Source organism: Paenibacillus sp. NRS-1782 (assembly GCF_050467685.1).
Taxonomy (GTDB): domain Bacteria; phylum Bacillota; class Bacilli; order Paenibacillales; family Paenibacillaceae; genus Paenibacillus; species Paenibacillus terrae_A.
In genome coordinates, this window is the sequence record NZ_JBITPH010000049.1 from 44,487 (window position 1) to 65,685 (window position 21,199).

Below are 21,199 nucleotides of genomic sequence, written 5' to 3' on the forward strand. Positions count from 1 at the left end.
CACTTGAAACTCCCAGTGCTTACTACCGGATTCCTCATAGGTTACACAGCCGATAGAAATCTCTGTTCAGCTACGACGCCGTCCATCACAACTCATTACTCCAGCTTGTTGCTTTTGCTTACCTTACTTACCGATTTTTATCGATTCAACAGACTGCCTACATACCTAAGCAGGTCGTTGGCACTGGCACCTGTATAACCGTGTTCCTCAATCAATCGCTTAATCACCTCATTCATGCGTTTGAGCTGATTAGCATCGGGTGTTTTGGTCGAGGTCGTAATTTTCACAATATCCTTCAAATCAGCGAACAGCTTTTTCTCAATCGCTTCTCTCAGCCGATCATGATGATGATATTCGAACTTGCGTCCCTTGCGTGAGTAAGCGGAAATCCGGATGAGAATTTCTTCGCGGAACGCCTTTTTCGCATTTTCCGATACCCCAATCTGCTCTTCGATCGAACGCATCAGCCGCTCATCCGGGTCGAGCTCCTCATCCGTAAGCGGGTCGCGGATTTTCACCCAATTGCAGAAAGCTTCGATATTATCCAGATAGTTGTCGAACAGCGTCTTGGCTGATTCCTCGAACGAGTACACAAAGGCTTTCTGGACTTCTTTTTTCGCCAGCTCGTCATACTCCTTACGGGCCACGGAAATGAAATTCAGATAGCGCTCCCTTTCCTCCTTCGTAATAGAAGCATGCTGATCCAGACCATCCTTGATGGCTCGTAAAATGTCCAGTGCATTGATGGACTCTACATTTTGCTTAATGAGCGCACTGGAAATGCGATTGATGACGTACCTTGGATCTACCCCGGACATGCCTTCCTCCAGAAACTCACTTTGCATTTCCTTCAGATCGGCTGTCTTGTAGCCTTCCACCTCTTCGCCATCATACATGCGCATCTTTTTGACCAGATCCATGCCCTGCTTCTTCGTCTCCTTCAGGCGGGTAAGCACGGAGAAAATAGCAGCCGTCCGCAGCGCATGAGGGGCGATGTGAATATGCTTCATGTCACTTTGTTCAATGAGCTTGGCGTAAATTTTTTCTTCTTCCGAGACTCTAAGGTTGTAAGGAATCGGCATCACGATCATCCGCGATTGGAGAGCCTCGTTCTTTTTGTTTGCGATAAAGCTTTTATACTCCGATTCATTGGTATGAGCAACGATCAATTCATCTGCACTGATTAACGCAAAACGCCCCGCTTTAAAATTACCCTCCTGGGTCAGAGACAGCAAATTCCACAAAAACTTTTCATCGCATTTCAGCATCTCCTGAAACTCCATCAGTCCACGGTTGGCTTTGTTCAGTTCTCCGTCAAAACGATACGCGCGCGGATCGGATTCCGAGCCATACTCCGTAATCGTAGAAAAGTCGATACTGCCCGTCAAATCAGCAATATCCTGTGACTTCGGATCCGAAGGACTGAACGTACCGATGCCAATCCGATTTTCTTCCGATATAAACACCCGCTCCACACGCACCTTTTCAATATCTCCATCAAATTCTGTACGCAATCTCATCTGGCAGGATGGGCATAGATTGCCTTCCATTCGTACGCCAAGCTCCTTCTCAAAATCCGGACGCAGTTCATGAGGAATAAGATGAAGTGGATCTTCGTGCATGGGGCAGCCTTCAATAGCGTATACCGCTCCCTGATCCGTCCTCGAAAATTTCTCCAGACCGCGTTTGAGCAAAGTGACCAGCGTCGATTTCCCCCCACTGACAGGTCCCATCAAGAGAAGAATACGTTTGCGCACATCCAGTCGCCGAGCTGAGGAGTGAAAGTATTCCTCCACCAGCTTTTCCAGCGCACGGTCCAGCCCAAAAATCTCCTGCTCGAAAAATTTATATCGCTTATGTCCCCCAACCTCTTCTACACCAAAAGATTCAATCATCTTGTAAACCCGTGCATGAGCGGTCATCGCCGGCGTCGGGTCTTTCTTGAGTATCTCGATATACTCACTAAAAGTGCCGCTCCAGGCCAGACGGTTGTTTTCCGCCCGGTACTCCGCAACGCGTTCAAAAATATTCATGCTCGGTTCCTCCCATGACTGCGTAATGACTATCCTCCACTCCGGATGGTTAATGGCTACACTCGTCCACGCCTTTCAGGATATGATGCAATCCTCTTAAAAAAAGTGTAATACATACCTATGCAGATTGATTTCAGAATTGACCTTTTTTTTGTCACGGGTTCCCCTGCTTTTTCGAAAAACAGAGAGATACACTGTGCTAAAATATACAACAACGACGCGGACCTGACGCATTATGGTACAATATAAGCTCGGAATAATGGGATAAAGGAGCGGGAGAAGCATGGCGGTTCGGCATGAGACGGAGCTGTACGCTCCGATCAAAGCCTTTTTTGAGAGCTTGGGATACGAAATCAAGGGAGAAGTGCGTAACTGCGATTTGGTGGGTATAAAGCCAGAACAGCAGGAGCCACTGATTGTGGAGATTAAAAAGACGTTCAATCTGGCGCTTGTGCTGCAAGGCATGCAGCGTCTGAAGCTAAGCAGCAATGTGTATGTGGCGGTAGAACGAAACCGTGCGAAAAAAGGGGCTGTCAATCAGCGCTGGAATGAGCTGGTCGGACTGTGCCGCCAGTTGGAGCTCGGCTTGCTCACCGTCACCCATTATAAGACCAAGCTGCCGCTCGTAGAGGTGCTTTGCAAGCCTGCGGGCACGAACGGTAGTGACCGAAAAACGACGGCACCCCGCCTCGGCTCGCGCAAGGAAAGGCTGCTGCGGGAGTTTCACGCACGCAGCGGCGACCACAACACCGGCGGCAGTACCCGGCGCAAGCTGGTCACGGCCTACCGGGAAAAAGCGCTGCGCGTGGCCGCGGCCTTGCAGGGTCTGGGGGAAGCCGCACCGACGCAGCTCGCCCGTACAGCAGCCGTCAGCGGGGCCGCAGCCGTTCTCCAGCGCAACTACTACGGCTGGTTTGAACGCGTAGCCCGGGGCCGCTACAGGCTGACCCCGTTTGGCGAGGTTGCCCTGAGCGAGTATGCGGCGGTACTGCAAGAGCAAGGTGCCGAAACGGCCGCTGGCAAGGCTGTAGAGCCAGATGACGGCAGCGGACAACAGCGAATCGCGGAAGCGACAGCCGTGTACTCTGCCACTACGAATGCGGAAGATCACTGAGAAGCCTGCCACTCACCACCCTTCCAATACTGGGGATCGCCGAAAAGCCTACCGCTTACTTCTGACGCCACGACTGCCGGAAGCTCTGCTGTAGCAAGCAGAGCATTCGGCCCCAGCTAGCTTCGCGCAGTGAATTCACTAATCGTCTCACCGATCAAATTCATGCCCATGAGTAGCTGCTCGCGGCCCGGATGGCTGAAGTTCAGGCGGATATGGGACGCGCCTTCGCTGCCAACCGCGCACAACTCTCCTGGCATAAAGGCTACACCCTTGGGTAAGGCCGCCTTTAGCAGCAGTGCGCTGTCCAGCCCATCGGGCAACCGAACCCACACATACATGCCGCCGGACGGAATATGGTACGTCACATCTTTCCAAAATGGACGTTTGAGCAGCTCCAAAATTAATTGCAGACGTGTCGAGTACTCTTTGTTCAGCATGGCTAAATGCTCGTGCCATTGAAACCGCGAGCTGGTCAGCAACTGGAACAGGAGTCGCTGGTTCATCGTACTGGACTGCATATCGGCCAACTGCTTCAAAGCGTACATACCTTCGATCAACGGAGCGGGGCCTGCCGCCCAGCCGGTTCTCAGTGCGGGCGCAATCGTTTTGTTGAAGGAACCGATATATAGCACCTGTCCACCCTGCCCTGCATGATCCAGCGCAAATAGCGAAGGATAGGCTTCTGCAAATTTCCGACTTTGCCCGTGCTGGCTTTTGTCGCCGAATTCATTTTTTTGTTTAAAATGTAGCTCTCCGTAAGAGTCGTCCTCCACGATCAGCACCTGATAGCGCCTACACAGCTCCAAAATCTCCTGACGTCTTGCCGCGCTCCATAAGGAACCGGTCGGGTTCGTGAACGTGGGTGTGGCGAAAAAAAACTTGGGTTGGTGGTGAATGATTAAGGCTTCAAGCTGATCGGGACGCACACCATCTCCATCAGATTCAACGGGAACGATCTGCGCACCTTGCATGGAGAGTACTTGCAGGCATCCGGGCGATGTCGGATTTTCGACTAACACAGGGTCGCGTTCATCTACCATCAGCCTTACAATCAGGTCAATGGCCTGCTGACTGCCTGTTGTCAGGAGAATCTGTCCTGGTGGCACTCTAACTCCTTTGCGCTGTTCCCACTCTCCTGCAAGCCACGCCCGCAAAGGAAAATAGCCCTCCGGTTCACCATACTGGAGGGCGTCAGGGCCAGAACCAAATACATCATGAGCCGCTTCTTCCAGCAGCTTCACTGGAAATAGCTCTTGTGCAGGCAATTCTTCAGCCAAAGATATAAAGGAGTGTCTTCTCGCATTTTCCCGGATATGACGCACTGGAGAAGCCAACATTGCAGCGGTTCGTGAAGCAAAGGAATATTGCATGAACATCCTCCTTCTCCTGAAAAATAGGCTCACGACCTCCGGGTTGGCACGTCAGGCATACAGCTGCTTTGCTTGACGCGCGTACAAGGCATAACGTTCAATCGCCTGTGCCCGGCTGGACACGCCCAATTTAGCATAAATTTTACGTAGATAATTATCAATGGAGCGCCGACTGACTTCGATCTCGATCGCAATTTTGTCATATGTAATTCCTTGCACAATACGCTCCATAATGAAAATTTCGGTCTTTGTCAATTCGTCGAAAGGTTCAGAAGCCATGAGCGGCATAAACGGCCAATTTCCACAACGAATCCAATCCATTGGTAACGAAGCAAAACCTTCGCGCAAACCGTTGATCAGATGGATCAACTGGCTTGGTGACGCCTGTTTGGATAGCATTCCATTCGCTCCCAGCGAAATCAGCTGTTGGAACAGCGTAATATTATCCTCATCCGTCATAATAACAATATGGCTGTCTGGAGACAAGGCCCGTATTTGTGTTAGGAACGGTTCCGCCGTTCCCTCAGGCAACCTGTAATCCATTAAAATGATTTCCGGCCGAATGGAGCAAGCCAATTCCAGACCTTCCGTCCCGGAGGAGGACATCCCTCTGACAAGCAAATCCTGCTGGTCTTCCAAAATAAGCTTTGTTCCAAGCATACTTGTAGGATGGATGTCTATGATGACCACCTGCCATACTTTTCTCATGTCTAAACCTCCTGATTTCACAAAAAAATACATAAAATACATAGTTAAAAAAAATTGAAGTTATAATTTGGGGTTGCATATATAGAAATTGCGCAAATATGAACGCATAAGAAGCGAAAATCGTTTAAGGAAATTGTATCCTAGGACTTCCTTACGGTGCAATCTCTTTTTCCAAATAATTTTATGCATCTATTTCGCTTTTGCGAAATAAATAGGCCCATGATAGAATTGGAACTGCAAAATAAAGACTGGAAATTTGATTTTACATGGGAGTTGAAAAATCGCATGCAAGCTTCACCTGAACACCCTCCTGCCGAATCACGGCGGGGCACTTCAAGAAAGGGGATACCCGTAAAGGCTTTTCTGCTATTTTGGTTCCTGCTTATTATACTAGGTGCTCTCGCTACCTATCTGTACAGCAATCATTTGAAGCAGGAAATGTTGAACGAAATGCAAACCCATACAAACCAGCAGATTCAAGCGCTCAAAACCGACTATGAAAAACAGTTGGTTGCGCTTTCCGAGGAAGTTAACGGATTAGAGGGCAAAGTTCAGTCCTTCAATGAGCTGCTGACCTTTACCAAGGATAATGCAAACAATAAAACCGACAACAGCAATAAGCTGTACACCCAACTGAACGAAGTGAAGCAGCAGCTCAATGCACTTCAGAAAAAAATGGACCTGCTGAAATGAATATGGATACAAAACAGGTAAATCGTTTCTTCATGCTGGCCCTTGCTCCTTTTATCGGTTTGTTGGGGTGTGTTTTGTTAATTCATCCCACATTTAGTTTTTCCGGGTCTACCGTCCCTAGTCTGCAAAAAACCGAAGTCGTTCTACAAACGCACTCAGTAGGCAAGCAGCTCGATGAAGCCAACCAAACGGCAACATACACCTTGTCTACTATTCGCCGAACATCGGAACTGTACAAGCAAACAACCCAAACGATGAACCAGCTTGTCCAAACGGCCTCCACTCAATCCAAGCGTCCCGAAAAAATCTATAATCGGCGCATCACCGCCAAGCTCGGGGTTCCCTATGAGCGGGTAGACAGCAACCGGATTACTATTGAATTGTTTAAGGTGAACCCGGGGATTTATCATGGCTATGCCATGAAGGTCAAGCTTAAGGATCCTGCCGCTATGAAAATGTCTCTGGGGAGCGACAAACTCGGCGGCTCCGAAACGACCATGCGTGCTGTCCTGAGACACGGAGCTGTCGCTGGTATTAATGCAGGCGGCTTTGCGGATGGAGACGGCAAACGCTATCCATTAAGCACTACCGTCATGAACGGCCATTACCTGACCGGCTTTCAGTCCAGCTTTAAGGATTTGTCCTTCGTCGGATTGAGCAACACCGGCAAGCTTATCGGCGGCAAGTTTTACAGTCAGGGCGCTCTGGACAGCCTAAAGCCTGCCTTTGGAGCTACCTTCGTTCCCGTACTGCTGCAAAGCGGCCAAAAGATGCCGATTCCGGATAAATGGCAGGTTTCGCCCAAACGAGCGCCACGTACAGCCATCGGCAACTATAAAGATGATCAGCTGCTCATTATTGTCGTAGACGGCTACAATGAAAGCGGGGGTTCAGGTGCAACACTGGAAGAACTACAGGGAAAAATGTACAATCTCGGCGTTCAGAATGCTTATAATCTGGACGGGGGAGGCTCCTCCTCACTCATCCTGAACGGTCGAGTCGTGAACAAGCCATCGGATGGCAAACTGCGTCCAGTCCCTACTCATTTTTTGTTCTATAAATAGGAGCTTATCGTTTACAAGCATGTAAACTATGTCTGCTTACTTATACTTTATAAGAAAAAAAGCATCACGAACGAATGTCGTGATGCTTTTGCCCCATTTTAGGAGTACTGTGTCATTTCAGTCAAGCATTGAGCACAAATATAACGTTCTTTAAAATTGTTCACTTGCTCAACTGATCCGCAAAATACACATTTCGGACGATAACGCTCCAAAATAATATGGTCACCCTGAACCAAAATTTCGACAGGATCTCCCTCATTCATTTGATATCTTTTGCGCAGTGACTTGGGCAACACTATTCTCCCCAGTTGATCAACTTTACGCACCACACCAGCAGGTTTCATCGTGATCGTACACCTCTCCTATTTCATTATGAATTGCAATTTTCTTCCCCGCGAAAAACTAGGTACAAAGACACTATTCTTTATGTAGTATTCGCTGTCTTTTTGTCGAATCCTGCTGATCACAGGAAATTTTATTACATTTTTTCATAAAATCATGAACCATATCAAAGTATGGCACAGAATGTCTGTAATATTTTTATCGACCGAAATGTCCATTATCATTAGCTTTCTCTGAGGATTTTACAAATTAATAATTATAGCCTTATTTTCAAGCCCTTCGTCGGGTTTGTCTGAACAACAGAGGCACAAGGCTTGATTAGCAACTAAGGTCCTGGTTCTTTATTCGCGCTTATGCCCACTCACTTGATATTATTCACGATAAACCTGGAAACTCCATTTGCCGCAACGCTTCATATACGATAATCGCAGCGGAATTCGACAAATTTAGCGATCTTACTTTATCTGACATAGGCATCTTGATGCATGTATCCGGGTTGGCAGCCAGAAGCTCGGGAGGCAGCCCCTTCGTTTCTTTGCCAAATACCAAAAAGTCTCCATCCTGAAATGCAATATCACTATAACGCTGATTTGCTTTCGTGGTGGCATAAAAAAAGCGACCTTCCTGATACTTCTCCTGCACCTCAGCAAAGGATTCATGGTATTCGATGTGAACCGCATACCAGTAATCAAGTCCAGCACGTTTTAACGTGGCATCGTCGGTACGGAAGCCCAGCGGCTTTACCAGATGCAAATGTGTTCCCGTAGCAGCACACGTTCTAGCAATATTCCCTGTATTCGCCGGAATTTCCGGCTCAACAAGCACAATATGTAATGGCATCACGTTTCGTTCCCTTCACTTTTTGAACTGAAAAAATGTACACATTTTATTATTTTAACAAAATCAGTGAGAGTTGAACATCCAATCCAAAAAATAATCGCTCCTCACCACTAAAAGCCTTCCCCTATACACGTTCAGGGAAGGCTTTACTTTTTTTCGATTTCCAACAATTGTGTATCGAAATATATGTCCGTTACAATCAGCTATGACGCTGCTTAAAACTATCCATAAACTCGGCCAACGCTTGACAGTTCTCCAGTGGAACAGCATTGTAGATTGAAGCGCGAAGCCCTCCTACACTACGATGTCCCTTCAGACCGATGAAACCAGCCTGCTCGGATTCCTTAATAAATTGCTTTTCCAAGTCCTCATTTGCGAGGCGGAAGGTCACATTCATAATGGAACGGTCAGCGACGTCTACACAACCACGGTAGAAGCCTTCACTGCTGTCAATACGGTCGTAGAGCAAAGCAGCTTTCTGCTGGTTGATACGTTCAATACCTTCCAGGCCGCCTTCTTCCTGAATCCATTTCAGTACCTCATTTACCATGTATATAGCAAAGGATGGAGGTGTATTGTAGAGAGAATTATTCTTTTCATAAGTGCTGTAACGCAGCATCGTAGGAACGTTGTCCGGTGAAGATGTCAACAGTTCTTCACGGGCGATCACGACCGTTACGCCGGAAGGTCCCAGATTTTTTTGTGCTCCAGCATAAATCAATCCGAATTGAGTAGCATCAAACGGCTTGCAAAAAATATCACTGGACATGTCCACAATTAACGGCACAGAACCGGTATCCGGGAATTGCTTGAACTGTGTGCCTTCAATCGTCTCGTTGGAGGTAATATGCACATAAGCAGTATTGTCAGGCAAGTCCAAAGAATCCACATTCGGAAGACGCATATACTTTTCAGCAGCAGAGGATGCAGCAATGTGGGCCTTGCCCAAAAGCTTGGCTTCCTTATAAGCCTTGTCTGACCAGCTTCCTGTCATGATATAGCTTCCTGTCTGCCCTTCGCTCAAGAAATTTAAGGGCAGCATAGCAAATTGCGTACTAGCGCCTCCTTGCAAAAATAACACCTTGTAGCCTTCTGGATTGCCTAGCAGAGATAACAGACGTTCCTGCGCTTCATTATGAACAGATTCATACACAGCTCCACGGTGAGACATTTCCATAATGGACATACCTGTTCCCTGAAAATCTACGAATTCAGCTTGTACACGTTCCAGCACTTTGAGCGGCAATGCCGCTGGTCCTGCATTAAAATTATAGGCTCTCTTACTCAACAAATTCCCATCCCTTCTCTACTCTGGTGCGGATATTATCGCTATGATAGCAGTAATCATAAGAGCGTTCAAGACTTGTTAAAAAAAGTTGCCGATTTCATTTACGATGTGACAAAGATGTGAATGTAAGTATATTTAACATCTTAACTTTGTGGTATTTAATTTAATGTTAAAAGGTCCCCGGCTTAAAAACCGGAGACCTATCTTGAATACTAACCGTTACCCATAGGCAAATGGTTAGTATTCAAAGCAGCTATGCTGCTCGTTTTGTTAGCTCGTGTTGTCATTCGAGAGCAACCATGCAGCTCATTTATTATCTGCTATTAGCAGTCGAAATACAGGCTGTATTCATGCGGATGAACACGGATGTTAACCGATTTAGCTTCAGAACGTTTGAGCTCTACATAGTTATCAATAAAGTCCTTCGTAAATACGTCGCCTTCTGTCAAGAACTCATAGTCGGCTTCCAGAGCGTCCAAAGCCTCATCCAGCGAAGCAGGAACACTGCGGATTTTACTAATTTCAGCGGCAGACAGCTCATAGATGTTCGTATCAAGTGGACCATATCCCAATTCGATCGGGTTCAGCTTGCGCTTGATGCCATCCAGACCCGCCATCAGCATTGCAGAGAAGGCCAGGTAAGGGTTAGCTGTGGAGTCCGGTGTACGGAACTCGATCCGACAGCCTTTAGGCGTAACAGCCGCTACTGGAATACGGACAGCCGCAGAACGGTTACCTTTGGAGAATACCAGGTTAACTGGAGCTTCATAGCCTGGAACGAGACGTTTGAACGAGTTCGTACTTGGGTTCGTCAAAGCGATCAGCGCTGGTGCATGGTACAGGATACCGCCAATGTAATGAAGGGCCAGTTCGCTCAGGTTAGCGTAAGCACCTTTTTCGTAGAACAAAGGGGTGTCTCCATCGAAAATGGATTGGTGAACGTGCATACCGCTTCCGTTGTCTCCAAAGAGTGGTTTTGGCATAAATGTTGCCACTTTACCATATTGACGAGCTGTGTTGTGTACAATGTATTTATAAACAAGCAAATTATCAGCTGTTTTCTTGAGTGTATCAAAACGGAAGTTAATTTCCGCCTGACCTGCCGTAGCAACCTCATGGTGATGGCGCTCAATTCTCAGACCTGCTTCTTCAAGCAAACGGCACATTTCACTACGGATGTCTTGTTGGGTGTCTACTGGCGCTACAGGCACATATCCGCCCTTCACTCCTACTTTAAAGCCCAGATTTCCGCCCTCTTCCTTGCGATTCGTATTCCAGGCTGCTTCTTCGGAATCCACGAAAAAGGAGGAGCTGTTCATACTGGTCTCATAGCGCACTTCGTCAAAAATGAAAAATTCGGATTCAGGTGCAAAGTTAACTTTCGTACCTACACCAGCAGTTTTCAGGAATTCTTCTGCTTTTCTTGCAATGCCGCGAGGATCGCGGTCGTATTTTTCGCCGTCTGGCGTAGCAATGTCACACAGAATATTCAGTGTAGGATGCTGAGTGAAAGGGTCGATAAAAACCGCTTCCGCATCGGGCAGCATAACCATGTCGGATTCCTCGATGCCACGATAGCCGGGAATGGAAGAACCGTCGAAAGCAACACCATTAACAAATGTTTCTTCATCTACTTCGGAAGCTGGCAACGAAATATGGTGAGCACGGCCGGACAAATCTACAAAGCGAAAATCTACCCACTCAATATTATTTTCCTGAATTGTTTTTAATACATTTTCAACGGACATGTCTTCTTCCTCCCAATTTTCCGAACATTAAGTCTTATACAACCCTGAAATGTTCATGATCGAATGTTTTTTTCTGTCGTCATTATAAATCCCAAACATGACACGGGTCAATAGCTATGTAAGGTATTTTTTAAACTAATGTTAGATATGCTTACGCTCTTGATAACATTTGAAAAGCACAAAAAGCCCGAAATATCGGGCTTTTGGGGCGATTTTAATCAAATGACTGCGTTACGGCAAAACTTTTATACATTAATGTTAAGTATTGGATTTAAGAAATGGTACTGGGTGTATGAAATGTTTTTCCTACAGCCGGAGCAAGCAATTCCAAGTCTTTCAGCAAATCTGAAAATTGATCCGGGAAAAGGGATTGTACACCATCACCCGTCATCGAATTGTCGGGGTCTGTGTGCATTTCAATAATCAACCCGTCTGCACCAGCAGCCACCGAAGCCTTCGTCATAGGGACAACCAGCTCACGGCGCCCAGTGCCATGGCTCGGGTCGGAAATAACCGGCAAATGGCTCAGTTGTTGCAGAACAGGAATAGCTGACAGGTCCAGCGTATTTCTAGTGTAGGTTTCAAATGTACGGATTCCGCGCTCACACAGCATAACATTCGGGTTACCACCCGCCAAAATATACTCGGCAGCATTCAGGAACTCATCGTAAGTCGAACTGAAACCACGTTTGAGCAGCACTGGCTTGCCGCAGGTTCCCAGCTTGCGCAACAGATCAAAATTTTGCATGTTACGTGTACCTACTTGTAAAATATCCGCATATTCCGCACAGATATCCACGTATTCGGGTGTCATAACCTCTGTGATGGTCAGCAGGTCATGCTTCTTGCCTGCCTCGGCCATCATGATCAAACCTTCTACGCCCGTTCCTTGGAAACTGTAAGGACCCGTACGCGGCTTAAAAGCACCTCCACGGAGAACTTGTGCGCCCGCAGCTTTAACCAATGCAGCAATTTCATCAATCTGCTCAGCAGACTCAACGGCGCATGGTCCACCCATAATCACAAGCTCGCCTCCGCCGATGTTCACACCTTTAATAGAGATGACGGTATTTTCGGGATGAAAATCACGGCTCGCCAATTTGTAAGACTTCGATATTTTGACTACATTCTCTACGCCCTTCATTTGGCGCAGGTGTTCAGCCAACTTGGGCTCTACACTTCCGATCAGCCCGATAATCGTACGATCCGATCCATGGGAAACATGAGCCTGCAAACCTTCTTTTTCGATAACTGCAACAATAGCCTGGATATGTTCTTCAGGTGTTTGGACACCAGCGATAACGATCATATTTTTCTTCCTCTCTATTTAACATATTTAATGAATCATTTACAGATGACATTATATCACTTAAACGCTTGTTCGCTTTTAAGCTTTTATTCGTTAAAGTAAATATACCTGTTTTGCTTGTACTCGTCAAGACTTAATTATCCTGAATACCGGCCTGCAATTTCGATCCTCGTGATGCCGATTTGGTCTGGATGAAGTCTATCGTCCAATTCAAAAAAAGCTGCCATCCGAGAGTCCCTTCCCGAATAGCAGCCATGATCTGTTACAAATTATTTAGTCGTTTTTGACTTTTCACGCACAGGGGGCAATAGCTTCTTCATATCAATCGTCCGACGAATCTCCCATGTATCCGGGTTAGCCGGATCATATTGCTCCAGGTACAAAATAACCTCTTTCGTAATCAACGTAGGTGTAGAAGCTCCAGAGGTCACTGCTACCTTGTGAACGCCCTCCAGCCATTCCCGCTTCAGCTCTGTTACATCGGAAATACGGTAAGCTGTTGTACCCGCAATTTCTTCAGACACCTGAGCCAATCGGTTTGAATTGTTACTGCGCGGATCACCAACGACAATCACCAGATCCGCCTGTCCCGCCTGCTCCGCTACCGCTTCCTGACGCACTTGCGTGGCCAGACAGATTTCATTGTGTATTTCGGCACCCGGGAACTTCTCCAGCAGCTTTTTCATAATGTGCTTGATGTCCCACTGACTCATGGTCGTCTGATTCGTGATTAGAATTTTGCCCGCAGACAACATAAGGCTGTCGATCTCCTCTTCCTTCTCGATCAGATGAACATGGTCGGGAGCAATGCCGATAGCTCCCTCCGGCTCGGGATGATTCTTTTTGCCGATATAAATAATCTGATATCCCTCGGCAGACTTCTCCCGAATCAGATCATGAGTCTTCGTCACGTCCGGGCAAGTTGCATCAACCGTAGTCAGCCCCTTATCGCGAGCCAGCTTGCGAACCTCAGGGGATACACCATGGGCGGTGAAAATAACGGTACCACTCTCCACCTGGCTTAAAATCTCCATGCGGTTAGGGCCGTCCAGTGTAATAATTCCCTCATCCTCGAAGGAATTTGTGACATGACTGTTATGCACAATCATGCCTAGTATATAAATAGGCCGAGGTAAGTCCAAGTTTTTGGCCGCCTGACGAGCCAATACCATGGCATCGACTACGCCGTAGCAGTAACCCCGGGGCGAAATTCTGAGCACTTCCAAAAATAGCACCCGCTTTCTTCGACACAGTAGACAGCTCCAAAAATTGAGTAGCTGCGGCATCCAAGCCTTTACCGGCCAATTCTATGATGTAGTTGCCTTCCTATTATAGCCTATTCCAAAGGCGCGGAAAAGCTGACCGGAAGCCAGATGATAAATGTCGTCCCTTCCCCTTGGCGTGTAACCACTTCCACAGACCCGTGATGCTCATCTATAATCCACTTGGCAATGGACAAACCCAAGCCAATACCCTCCGTCACCCCGCGCGACTCATCCGCCCGATAAAAGCGGTCAAAAATAAAGGGAACCTCACTCTTGTCCATCCCGATGCCTGTATCACTAATCCGCAGACCTACCTGTCCCTGATAGACGATAGCATCAAACCGGACCGTACCTTCTGGTGTATATTTGAACGCATTATCTATGAAAATGAACAGCATTTGCTGCAAATAATCCTTACTGCCATCCATATAAACGCCATTCAGTATCGAAAAGTCACCCACGTTCCATTCGGACGTCCGCTCCAAAAATTGAGCACGCCGGGCAACCTCACTTACGAGTGGCTCCAGCGCCACCGGGGCCTTCTCGAATGTTTTCCCTGTATCTGCTCTGGCGAGCGATAGCATATCGCCAACCAGACGGCTCATCCGTTTTCCTTCATCCGCCATATCACTCAGGGCCTCCATAGAGAGCTCACGAATCATCGCTTCATCCATATTGGGACGGTCTCCCGGCTCGGTAGTCCACATTTTGAGCAAAAAATCAACGTTGCCTCGGATTGTCGTAAGCGGCGTACGCAGTTCATGGGAAGCATCGGCTACAAAGCGGCGCTGGGCTCCATAAGCATCCTCCAACTCCTTATAAAAAACCTCCGTACGCCCCAGCATCTTGTTAACCGTCGCGATCAGTTGTCCAATTTCATCTGGCGGTCCATCATATTCAATGCGGACACTCAAATCATTACTGGACTGAATCTGATTAGCCCCTTCGATCACCTTGACCAGCGGCTTCATGGACTTGCGAGCTAAAAAGAGGCCTGAGGTCGCAGCGGCGAGCAATGCAAATAACGAACCGTACACAAGCACACTTTGCAGCCTGTTCATAAGCCGATCCTGAGAGCCTGTAAATTGCCCCACCTGTAACAGTCCAACCACTAATCCCAGTTCCTCGGATTTGATCGGTTGCTGATAAATCATAAAGGAATCCCCATCCACACTTACACGTCGAATTCCCTCATTTTGAACCGCTCCAGCCGCTGTGGATGGAACCGGAAAGGTAATATCGAGATTTTTCATATTTTGCGTCGTCTTGGTGACACCGGATGTATAATTATAAATTTGTACATATAGCTGTGATTCATCAATTCCACGACCCTGCACCAAGCCCAAATCCAGATTGGGGACCTCAAACAGTCCTCCTTTGACGGTGAGCAGTAACTGCTTGTTAATACGTGGCGTCTGGTTCATAAGCTGACTTTTCACTTCATTATAGGTGTAATAATATACCAGTCCGTAAATAGCCAGTCCAAACATAACAAGTACTATAGCCAAGATGCTGGAATACCAAGCTGTCAGTCGCCAACGAATAGACATATTTACACATCACCTCTTAAAATATAACCCGCTCCCCGAATCGTACGAATGAGCCGTTTGCCGCCATCCTGCTCCGTTTTTTGTCGGAGCATGGCAATATACACTTCCAGCACGTTTGACTCTCCGCTGTAGTCATAGCCCCAAATTTTGTCCATAATCAGATCACGAGACAGAACGCGCTTCGGGTTTTGCATAAACAAGTGGAGCAGTTCAAATTCCTTTGCCGTCAGCTCCAGCCGCTTGCCGCCGCGAACCACTTCACGCGATTCGTTATCCAGCTGTAAATCTTCGAAGGTCAGTCGATGTCCATTATGATCCTGCTGCTCGGTTTTACGGCGCAGAAGCGCCCGCACACGAGCCAGTAGCTCCTCCAGAGCAAACGGCTTGACGAGATAGTCGTCTGCACCCAGATCCAGCCCCTTGACCCGGTTCTCCACCTCGTCCTTGGCTGTAAGCATCAGAACGGGCACCGTACTTCCTCCCTCCCGCATGCGACGGCATACCTCGAAGCCATCCAGTTGCGGCATCATCACATCCAGCACGACAACATCAGGCTCAGCTGTAAGCATTTTATTCAATCCCTCTGCGCCGTTGGCAGCCGTCATCACTTCATAGCCCTCGAAGGCCAGCCCTCTGCGCAGCATGGACACAATTTTTTCATCGTCATCAATAATCAGAATGGTAGAACGCATACACCATCGAGCTCCTTTATTATCTTCTTTTCACTCTATTGTAGCAGGAGTAGACGCGTGTAGCATCTTGCCGCCGTATACAGCAAGAAACGAAAGGTAACTCCCTTCCGTTTCTTGCCACATTTTCACTTTTAAAGAAGGATTGGATCACTGTTGAAGAGTCGAGCTAAAGTCGTTCTTGTTACCCACTTTTAACTGGACATCCTTTTTCTGTCCTGCCCGTTCAATGTTAAGCGTCAGTGCTGTACCCACTTTTTGCTTTTGAATGAAATTGATCAGCTCCTGTGATGTGCTGTAAGGAGTACCATTAGCTCCGATAATCACATCATAAGGACGCAGATCCGCCTGATAAGCTGGTGATTTGTAGATAATATCCCGCACCACTGAGCCTTCAGTCAGGGTTGTCCCCAATTCTTTGGCTACTTCGGGACTCAGATTCAACAGACTTGCGCCAATGAAAGGAACGGGTTCTTTCGGAATAGGCTGATTATTTTTCAGCTTGTCGACGACTTCCAAAATCGTATTGGACGGAATCGCAAACCCGATTCCCTGTGCGTCAGCACTGACAGCTACGTTCATGCCGATAACCTGTCCTTGCAGATTCAACAGAGGACCACCAGAGTTCCCAGGGTTAATGGACGCATCGGTCTGAATTAAATGTTTATATTGAGTAGGTTTTCCCGTAGACTCACTGTTAATGGTAATCGTACGTTCCTTCGCACTCAGCACCCCGGCTGTTACCGAATGCTCGAAGCCTTCAGGGTTACCGATGGCTACCATCCACTCACCGACTTTAGCATTTTCGGAGTTGCCTAACGTTACTGTCGGAAAGTTATCCTTGCCTTCAATTTTCAGCACAGCCAAATCCAGATCTGCATTTTTGCCCAGTACTTTGGCTTCATATGGCTTATTGGTTCCCTCTACCGTGACCTGGACCACATTCGCGCCTTCAACAACGTGATTGTTTGTCAGGATGTAGCCCGTTTTATCGAAAATAAAGCCGGAACCAATACCAAGCGGAGTCAGTTGTCCGCTGTTGCTGCCATCATTTTCATTGCTGCTGCCGTTGTTTCCGCTATTGCCACTGTCTCCATACTGATTACCGAAAAAATATTGATATAGCGGGTCATTATAATAAGGACTGCTTTGTCTGCCACTGCTACTAGATTGCTTAGCCAGTGTTTCAATTTTGACGACTGCCGGACCCGCTTTGGCCACAACGGATTGAACGTCTGCCGTGCCGGAAGGCATTACAGCCGGAACTGCGTTAGGCGCCTGACTCGTCGTTCCCGAATTAGTCGTTTCTCCGCTTTCAGCTGCCGCCGAAGTCATCGCCGTCTCAGGAGTGAACATATTCGTGCGGTCGGCCGTGTACATCAGAACCGTAATAACCAGCATCCCGGCCAAAAAGGATAGGAAAATCGTCTTTACCTGGGACTTGGGTTTATTTTGTTTAAATTGCCAGTTACCGCCGTTCCGGCCTGAGCCGTCTTGTTGTTGCTCAGCCCCGGCACGATGGTAAGAGGAAGGGAGTGGCCTTACCGCCTGCGGTGGCGTAATCTCAACGTCCTTCTCTACAAGCTTCCCATCCTTGCGTTGTCCATCTGATTGAACCGAAGAAAAAGGACCGTACGAATAGTAATATGAGGAACCGTTTGAATCATTCTGCCGAGTTGTTTTATCGGATTCAACCTGATCATTGTCATCCCGGCGTCCGGAATTATTATTTTTAAATTCGTCCATTGTTTATCTCCTCCCAAACCCTATGCTTCAAGGTGGTGTTGTTTAGCTGACTTTATTTTGCACTTTAAACCTTAATTCCACCTTAAAAACAATTAAAAAGGAGATAAAACCTTTTACTCCATGATCGCTCACGCCTTGTTCAAACACGAAATGCCCCGGATATGAGTCCGGAGCATTGTCAATCGTATATGCTTTTTATTTCGTGTTAAAGTTTTCGTCAAATTTTTCGTTCGGTGTTTGAGCATTATTTTGAACTTTGCTGCGACTGGAGTTTTGTACCTTTTGTGATACAGAGCTTGTGCCGCCTTGATCTGCTGCGAATTCTTCACTATATTTCTCATTTGGTGTCTGGTAGTTGTCCTGAATTTTATTCTGCTCGGACTTTTTCACCTTTTGAGAAACGACACCTACTGAGTTGTCTTGGGCAAATTCCGCTTTGTACTGATTTCCTGCGTTTGACTTGTTACCTTGATTGGTGTACGAATTTCCGCCTTGATTTGCCATAATTCTCAACCTCCCAATATGTTTTTCGGGATAAGCTTTACCCCGCAACATAGTATGTGAAGTCAGGAAGGACAATATACACGAATTATATGGAATCATCCAGCGTAGAAGCCGGAATGGATTTGTGCGTCTCGATCACCTTTTGGAGCGAATTTAGCATCTTCTCCGTACATTTTCCGCTTCCTTTTCTAATAATTTGCACATCCACTTCTTTCTTACCCCACTCAGAATAGACCTGCCGGGTAGTTTTAAAATACAGGTCGATTTTATTGCCTTTGATCGCTGATCCCGTATCTGCTACAATGCCGTAGCCGTAACCTGGAATGTACAAAATGCTGCCCAAAGGAAATGTTTTGGGATCAGCTGCAATCGTGGACAATGTGTTTTTGTCACGACGCACTTTAACACCGGAATACGTAATACCGTAACCCGGATGAGTTGGCCGCTTGCCAGTGGATTCATAGCCTGCTGTATATCCCGTTGCCGTGACCGTCATGGTCGTAATCACCTGCTCCTCCCGCGGAGACAAAACAGGCGTTGACTGCCCTTTTTTATGCTGGACCGGCTCTTTGTGACCGTAAACCTCATTGCCAGGCAATACCAGACAAGTGAGGGTTAACACGGTTCCCAAAATCCGTTTCCATACCAACATGGATCTCATAAAAAACCTCCCCTTGAGGCAAAGGCTTTCCAGAAATCCGTTGGTTTATACGAGCACTTGATTATTTTTGAATATCCTGCCCGGGATAGAGCCTGCTGAGCTTCATTTTATCTTCAAAAATATGCAGGAGCGTCCGCACAATAGGGGTGTGCTCATCATCTGTGTGTAATATAATGGAAGCAGGCGAAATCGAAATGAGTGTACTAACGATTCTGTCCTCGACCTCCATTTCAAGTTCAACCCCTGGCATCTCCACAATAATATCATCTCCTTCAGGTGTCGGTATCGGCACCATGGAGCTATCGAGGATGGTAAAATCATGTCCACCCTGATGAAGCACATGCACCAGTGGAACTTTACTTTCCTGGAAAAACACAAAATATTTGAGCAATCCCATAAATTCTTCATACTGCCGATCTGCCCAAAATTCTTCCATGGCATAGTCGACGATTTCCTCAAGCTCCTTTTTATATGCGTTCAGCCTGAATTGAATAAGCCCTTCCAGATTAACCACGCGCAGCTCCATAAAATCCTTTTCCAGTAAGGCCGCCAGTTTGCCGTGGCGCTTCATACGCCCTCTTCGGCCATCATCCTTTAACAAAGAACGCACCATGCTGCGAATCTGTTCCGTATCCTCTTCCTCCAGTAGCGAACAGGCTTTAGCGAGGATCAGATTGAGCATCCCCCATTCCTTCACTTTGATAATATAATCCGCTATTGCGGAAGCCATGATGCTGTATACACAGGGGAGAAAGCTTTCAAACGCCGGATTGCTCTCTATACCCTTGCAGGTCCATGACACTTTGTTTTCCAGTTGTCTGAAAGTGAATCGAAATCCGCGCCGTGACATATGTAGTCCTTTGTTTCTACTCTTGACCACCTGATAAAAACGGTCGCTTTCCTGATTTCCGTCTGTATGGGTCCACACTGTAAACAGTTCCATTGGCTCACTCCTTTCGATCACTGATTACAGTATATGGCGGGCTCTAAAGGGTTATACGAAGTGAACGACTGGAAACAGGATACAGCGTAAAATGAGAAAAATCAGGTTTCAAAGAGAAGGTTTTGGTGTTATAAAGAATGGCTACAACTCAGGACAAAACCAGAATACGTTTGAATATTTAGGGTTGGGTATGTTAAGGTTATATTAATATGAATTTTTCACAAGAGGGAGGGGATTAGATGTCAACGATGCTGAACATGCTGCGTACACTCATGATTGTCCTATTGAGCCTCGTTCAGATTTTGTCCCTTCCTGTGACGTTTCATGCGGAAGATACTACTCAATCCCTCCAGTTTACTGCGGGATCTTCTCTCATGCCGATTGTTGAAACTTCTTCGTTGGAAACAGACTCCCATGGGCTCGAGCATCACTCCAAACCAGCCATCCGCAAATCCTCTCCGGTCCTTCATCTGGTAATTGCTGCGGCCAAATCACTTCCCTTTGTTATTTTGGTGGCGTTGGTGCTACTATTGAGTATTCCAAAACTGCGCTTGCCTTTTATTCCTGTCATCTACAAGCTGAAAAAGCAACTCTACTTGTTCCCCATTAAATTCACCTCCAGTTATGTGGCTTAACCCCATTTACATGCACATCATATTTGCATGTCTTTTTGTAAAATTTTCCTAATAGTTTAATAAGTAAGTCTGTTCTCTGTCTATTTTCATGCCAATTAATGTAATTTTATAATGTGAAGAAAAGTTCCATGTCACACCTAATGTATGTGATTTATTTCCCATACCAATTTTAAACAAATGTACAATACAGGAGGCATTACAAATGGATATTCGAGAATCTATTTTGCCAGGAATCGGGATTAAATATCGAATAGATACGGAAAATGGCGATCGCCTAGTCATTATTATTCATGATGACGGCAGACGTGAGCTGTATCATTTTGATTATGAGGATTTGGAACAAAGTATTTCCATGACGACCCTAAGTGATCAGGAAGCGCGATTGGTGGCCTCCATAATCGGTGGCATGACGTATAAGCCCAAGCAGCTTGAAAGCGTAGAAATGACGTTCGACGATTTTATTATTGAATGGTACAGAGTCGAACCTCACTATGCCAGTGTTGGCAAGTCCATCGGTGAGCTGGATGTACGCCAAAATTCAGGAGCTACGGTTATTGCCATTGTTGAGAAAAAAGGCAACAAGTATGTAAATCCCGGCCCGGAAGTGATTATTAGCGAAGATGCTACTGTGGTCGTGGTCGGGGAACGTGATCAGCAAAAACGCTTTAAACAAATTCTTATGAACGGAAGCGGGTGA

General features: G+C 46.8%; 20 protein-coding genes. 5 read left to right on the forward strand and 15 right to left on the reverse strand.

Features of this window, described 5'->3' with window-relative positions; genetic code table 11:
* Window positions 1-137 precede the first annotated feature (137 nt).
* Entirely contained in the window at window positions 138-2,033 is a 1,896-nt protein-coding gene (locus tag ACIFQM_RS18965; protein ID WP_430065977.1) for a PrkA family serine protein kinase, read from the reverse strand.
* Window positions 2,034-2,316: 283 nt separating this feature from the next.
* Between ACIFQM_RS18965 and ACIFQM_RS18970 the strand changes: the two genes are divergently transcribed.
* Window positions 2,317-3,147, forward strand: coding sequence for a DUF2161 domain-containing phosphodiesterase (locus ACIFQM_RS18970; protein ID WP_430065979.1), 831 nt, complete (start codon window positions 2,317-2,319; stop codon window positions 3,145-3,147).
* A 116-nt stretch (window positions 3,148-3,263) separates the two neighbouring features.
* Here the strand turns inward: ACIFQM_RS18970 and ACIFQM_RS18975 are convergent, their stop codons facing one another.
* Together ACIFQM_RS18975 and ACIFQM_RS18980 are read right to left on the reverse strand one after the other, a co-directional pair.
* Window positions 3,264-4,517 (reverse strand): PLP-dependent aminotransferase family protein, encoded by a 1,254-nt coding sequence (locus tag ACIFQM_RS18975; RefSeq protein WP_430045853.1) that lies wholly within the window; start codon window positions 4,515-4,517, stop codon window positions 3,264-3,266.
* A gap of 51 nt (window positions 4,518-4,568) precedes the next feature.
* Complete coding sequence (locus ACIFQM_RS18980; RefSeq protein ID WP_430040993.1) at window positions 4,569-5,225, reverse strand: response regulator; 657 nt, start codon at window positions 5,223-5,225, stop codon at window positions 4,569-4,571.
* 285 nt (window positions 5,226-5,510) lie between these two features.
* Between ACIFQM_RS18980 and ACIFQM_RS18985 the strand changes: the two genes are divergently transcribed.
* Both ACIFQM_RS18985 and ACIFQM_RS18990 read left to right on the forward strand, forming a co-directional pair.
* The gene (locus ACIFQM_RS18985) at window positions 5,511-5,918 is read left to right on the forward strand and encodes a hypothetical protein (protein ID WP_430041040.1); all 408 of its coding nucleotides are present in this window, start codon (window positions 5,511-5,513) and stop codon (window positions 5,916-5,918) included.
* A complete protein-coding gene (locus ACIFQM_RS18990) occupies window positions 5,915-6,982 on the forward strand; it encodes a phosphodiester glycosidase family protein (RefSeq protein WP_430045855.1) in 1,068 nt (355 codons plus the stop codon). The genes ACIFQM_RS18985 and ACIFQM_RS18990 overlap by 4 nt, the downstream gene beginning before the upstream one ends.
* 98 nt (window positions 6,983-7,080) lie before the next feature.
* Here the strand turns inward: ACIFQM_RS18990 and ACIFQM_RS18995 are convergent, their stop codons facing one another.
* The 12 genes from ACIFQM_RS18995 to ACIFQM_RS19050 form a co-directional block, all read right to left on the reverse strand.
* Entirely contained in the window at window positions 7,081-7,326 is a 246-nt protein-coding gene (locus ACIFQM_RS18995; protein ID WP_430040991.1) for an AbrB/MazE/SpoVT family DNA-binding domain-containing protein, read from the reverse strand.
* Window positions 7,327-7,699: 373 nt separating this feature from the next.
* Complete coding sequence (trmL, locus tag ACIFQM_RS19000; protein WP_283655253.1) at window positions 7,700-8,164, reverse strand: tRNA (uridine(34)/cytosine(34)/5-carboxymethylaminomethyluridine(34)-2'-O)-methyltransferase TrmL; 465 nt, start codon at window positions 8,162-8,164, stop codon at window positions 7,700-7,702.
* Between the two features lie 199 nt (window positions 8,165-8,363).
* Complete coding sequence (gene serC, locus ACIFQM_RS19005; RefSeq protein WP_430045857.1) at window positions 8,364-9,455, reverse strand: 3-phosphoserine/phosphohydroxythreonine transaminase; 1,092 nt, start codon at window positions 9,453-9,455, stop codon at window positions 8,364-8,366.
* Between the two features lie 320 nt (window positions 9,456-9,775).
* Window positions 9,776-11,200, reverse strand: coding sequence for a type I glutamate--ammonia ligase (gene glnA / locus ACIFQM_RS19010; RefSeq protein ID WP_430040989.1), 1,425 nt, complete (start codon window positions 11,198-11,200; stop codon window positions 9,776-9,778).
* A 271-nt stretch (window positions 11,201-11,471) separates the two neighbouring features.
* Window positions 11,472-12,509, reverse strand: a complete 1,038-nt coding sequence (aroF, locus tag ACIFQM_RS19015; RefSeq protein WP_430040988.1) for a 3-deoxy-7-phosphoheptulonate synthase — start codon at window positions 12,507-12,509, stop codon at window positions 11,472-11,474.
* Window positions 12,510-12,778: 269 nt separating this feature from the next.
* Window positions 12,779-13,735, reverse strand: a complete 957-nt coding sequence (locus ACIFQM_RS19020; RefSeq protein WP_430040987.1) for a 4-hydroxy-3-methylbut-2-enyl diphosphate reductase — start codon at window positions 13,733-13,735, stop codon at window positions 12,779-12,781.
* Between the two features lie 110 nt (window positions 13,736-13,845).
* The gene (locus tag ACIFQM_RS19025; protein WP_430040986.1) at window positions 13,846-15,324 is read right to left on the reverse strand and encodes a sensor histidine kinase; all 1,479 of its coding nucleotides are present in this window, start codon (window positions 15,322-15,324) and stop codon (window positions 13,846-13,848) included.
* Between the two features lie 2 nt (window positions 15,325-15,326).
* On the reverse strand, window positions 15,327-16,016 hold the full coding sequence (locus ACIFQM_RS19030) for a response regulator transcription factor (RefSeq protein WP_044647436.1): 690 nt from the start codon (window positions 16,014-16,016) through the stop codon (window positions 15,327-15,329).
* 147 nt (window positions 16,017-16,163) lie between these two features.
* Window positions 16,164-17,759 (reverse strand): S1C family serine protease, encoded by a 1,596-nt coding sequence (locus ACIFQM_RS19035; protein ID WP_430040985.1) that lies wholly within the window; start codon window positions 17,757-17,759, stop codon window positions 16,164-16,166.
* A 195-nt stretch (window positions 17,760-17,954) separates the two neighbouring features.
* Window positions 17,955-18,263, reverse strand: coding sequence for a hypothetical protein (locus ACIFQM_RS19040; RefSeq protein ID WP_430040984.1), 309 nt, complete (start codon window positions 18,261-18,263; stop codon window positions 17,955-17,957).
* Between the two features lie 85 nt (window positions 18,264-18,348).
* Window positions 18,349-18,924 carry a 3D domain-containing protein gene (locus ACIFQM_RS19045; RefSeq protein WP_430040983.1) on the reverse strand — a complete coding sequence of 192 codons (576 nt, stop codon included), beginning with the start codon at window positions 18,922-18,924 and terminating at the stop codon, window positions 18,349-18,351.
* Window positions 18,925-18,985: 61 nt separating this feature from the next.
* On the reverse strand, window positions 18,986-19,867 hold the full coding sequence (locus ACIFQM_RS19050) for a putative sporulation protein YtxC (protein ID WP_430040982.1): 882 nt from the start codon (window positions 19,865-19,867) through the stop codon (window positions 18,986-18,988).
* 239 nt (window positions 19,868-20,106) lie between these two features.
* On the opposite strand from ACIFQM_RS19050, the gene ACIFQM_RS19055 reads away from it, so the two are divergent.
* Window positions 20,107-20,502 (forward strand): hypothetical protein, encoded by a 396-nt coding sequence (locus ACIFQM_RS19055; RefSeq protein ID WP_430040981.1) that lies wholly within the window; start codon window positions 20,107-20,109, stop codon window positions 20,500-20,502.
* Between the two features lie 202 nt (window positions 20,503-20,704).
* Window positions 20,705-21,199 carry a cation:proton antiporter regulatory subunit gene (locus tag ACIFQM_RS19060; RefSeq protein ID WP_430040980.1) on the forward strand — a complete coding sequence of 165 codons (495 nt, stop codon included), beginning with the start codon at window positions 20,705-20,707 and terminating at the stop codon, window positions 21,197-21,199.

What these genes read in the sequence shown, in the direction of transcription:
- ACIFQM_RS18965 (WP_430065977.1), bottom strand. Translation starts at nt 2,033, where the DNA reads ATGAATATTTTTGAACGCGTTGCGGAGTACCGGGCGGAAAACAACCGT.
- ACIFQM_RS18970 (WP_430065979.1), top strand. Translation starts at nt 2,317, where the DNA reads ATGGCGGTTCGGCATGAGACGGAGCTGTACGCTCCGATCAAAGCCTTT.
- ACIFQM_RS18975 (WP_430045853.1), bottom strand. Translation starts at nt 4,517, where the DNA reads ATGCAATATTCCTTTGCTTCACGAACCGCTGCAATGTTGGCTTCTCCA.
- ACIFQM_RS18980 (WP_430040993.1), bottom strand. Translation starts at nt 5,225, where the DNA reads ATGAGAAAAGTATGGCAGGTGGTCATCATAGACATCCATCCTACAAGT.
- ACIFQM_RS18985 (WP_430041040.1), top strand. Translation starts at nt 5,511, where the DNA reads ATGCAAGCTTCACCTGAACACCCTCCTGCCGAATCACGGCGGGGCACT.
- ACIFQM_RS18990 (WP_430045855.1), top strand. Translation starts at nt 5,915, where the DNA reads ATGAATATGGATACAAAACAGGTAAATCGTTTCTTCATGCTGGCCCTT.
- ACIFQM_RS18995 (WP_430040991.1), bottom strand. Translation starts at nt 7,326, where the DNA reads ATGAAACCTGCTGGTGTGGTGCGTAAAGTTGATCAACTGGGGAGAATA.
- trmL (WP_283655253.1), bottom strand. Translation starts at nt 8,164, where the DNA reads ATGCCATTACATATTGTGCTTGTTGAGCCGGAAATTCCGGCGAATACA.
- glnA (WP_430040989.1), bottom strand. Translation starts at nt 11,200, where the DNA reads ATGTCCGTTGAAAATGTATTAAAAACAATTCAGGAAAATAATATTGAG.
- aroF (WP_430040988.1), bottom strand. Translation starts at nt 12,509, where the DNA reads ATGATCGTTATCGCTGGTGTCCAAACACCTGAAGAACATATCCAGGCT.
- ACIFQM_RS19025 (WP_430040986.1), bottom strand. Translation starts at nt 15,324, where the DNA reads ATGTCTATTCGTTGGCGACTGACAGCTTGGTATTCCAGCATCTTGGCT.
- ACIFQM_RS19030 (WP_044647436.1), bottom strand. Translation starts at nt 16,016, where the DNA reads ATGCGTTCTACCATTCTGATTATTGATGACGATGAAAAAATTGTGTCC.
- ACIFQM_RS19035 (WP_430040985.1), bottom strand. Translation starts at nt 17,759, where the DNA reads ATGGACGAATTTAAAAATAATAATTCCGGACGCCGGGATGACAATGAT.
- ACIFQM_RS19040 (WP_430040984.1), bottom strand. Translation starts at nt 18,263, where the DNA reads ATGGCAAATCAAGGCGGAAATTCGTACACCAATCAAGGTAACAAGTCA.
- ACIFQM_RS19045 (WP_430040983.1), bottom strand. Translation starts at nt 18,924, where the DNA reads ATGAGATCCATGTTGGTATGGAAACGGATTTTGGGAACCGTGTTAACC.
- ACIFQM_RS19050 (WP_430040982.1), bottom strand. Translation starts at nt 19,867, where the DNA reads ATGGAACTGTTTACAGTGTGGACCCATACAGACGGAAATCAGGAAAGC.
- ACIFQM_RS19055 (WP_430040981.1), top strand. Translation starts at nt 20,107, where the DNA reads ATGTCAACGATGCTGAACATGCTGCGTACACTCATGATTGTCCTATTG.
- ACIFQM_RS19060 (WP_430040980.1), top strand. Translation starts at nt 20,705, where the DNA reads ATGGATATTCGAGAATCTATTTTGCCAGGAATCGGGATTAAATATCGA.